Origin of the sequence: Bacillus sp. AY3-1 (assembly GCF_008368785.1) — a bacterium.
In the GTDB taxonomy this organism is placed as follows: Bacteria; Bacillota; Bacilli; order Bacillales; family Bacillaceae_G; genus Bacillus_A; species Bacillus_A wiedmannii.
Genome location: NZ_QORZ01000038.1, coordinates 1 through 1,158 on the forward strand (window position 1 = coordinate 1; position 1,158 = coordinate 1,158).

General features: G+C 36.5%; 1 protein-coding gene. It reads right to left on the reverse strand.

Annotated features, from left to right (window positions below; genetic code table 11):
• Window positions 1-33 precede the first annotated feature (33 nt).
• A protein-coding gene (locus DN389_RS27760; RefSeq protein WP_149237829.1) for an IS3 family transposase occupies window positions 34-1,158 on the reverse strand; the annotation gives its coding sequence in 2 pieces (ribosomal slippage) (window positions 34-938 and window positions 938-1,158; 1,126 coding nt annotated over the 2 pieces). This gene is flagged as partial in the annotation.

The window sequence follows — 1,158 nt, forward strand, 5'->3', positions numbered from 1 at the left end:
TGAACCCCGAAAACGGGACACCAATCAAAACACCTAAACCACTTGTTCCCTAAATTCTTTAGGGGATAGGTGGTTTAATTTTTCTTGAATTCGCACACAATTGTAGTAATGAATGTATTCTAGCACAATCTTTCGCACAGTTGTGTTGGATACTTTTGTTATCTCTTGTGAATAGAAAGCTTCACTTTTCAAATGACCAAAGAAGCTTTCCATGACGGCATTATCATGGCAATTTCCTCTCCGGGACATGCTGGTGATCATGCCGTTTTCTTTGGCATACGCTTGAAATTCTTTTGCTGTATAAATACTTCCTTGATCCGAGTGAAGAAGAACATCTTTTACTCTTCGCCCTCTCATTGCTTGTTTCAATGTCTTCATCGCTAATGTCAGTGTTTGTGTTTCGCTGATGACACAACTAATAATTTCACGATTAAAGGCATCCATGATCGTTGATAAATACAAGGTACGCTCTCCAAATAAGAGATACGTCACATCTGTAAACCACTTTTCATTTGGTCTGGATGCATCGAATTCACGCTCCAATCGATGAGGGGCTACCATTGGTTCCGCACCATTGATATATTTCTTTTTCTTTCGACGTACTTTTGAAAGAATGTGATTTTGTCTCATGATTCGTAATACTTTTTTATGATTGACACACAGTCCCATTTTTTGAAGAGTAGCGGTCACTCTTCGATATCCATACCGAAATTTATGCCTAAGACAGACGTCCTTTACTTTCTCTTCTATATCATCTTTCCGATCTTCCGTTCGTTGTAACCAGCGATAAAATGTGGAACGGGGTAATTCTAATACGTTACACAATTCTTTTATCGTTATTTTTGTTTTTACATTTTTCCATAAAGTAACTACAGTTTCTGGTTTCAGCCCCTTTCGATTTCCAGATACTTTCCCCATACAAGTAATTTTGTTTTTAGATGCTTATTTTCTAAACGTAGTTGTTCTAATTCACTGAGCTCTTTTGGTCCTTTTCCATAAGAATATTGTTTTCCTACAGGTTGTTGAAAACGATACGTTTGATCTGTACGATACCATTTCATCCATGTCTTAATTTGGGAAACATTTTTAATTCCGAGTTTCTCCATAATTGTACGATTTGAATAACCATCTTTCTTCATTTCAATTACTTTCCACTTT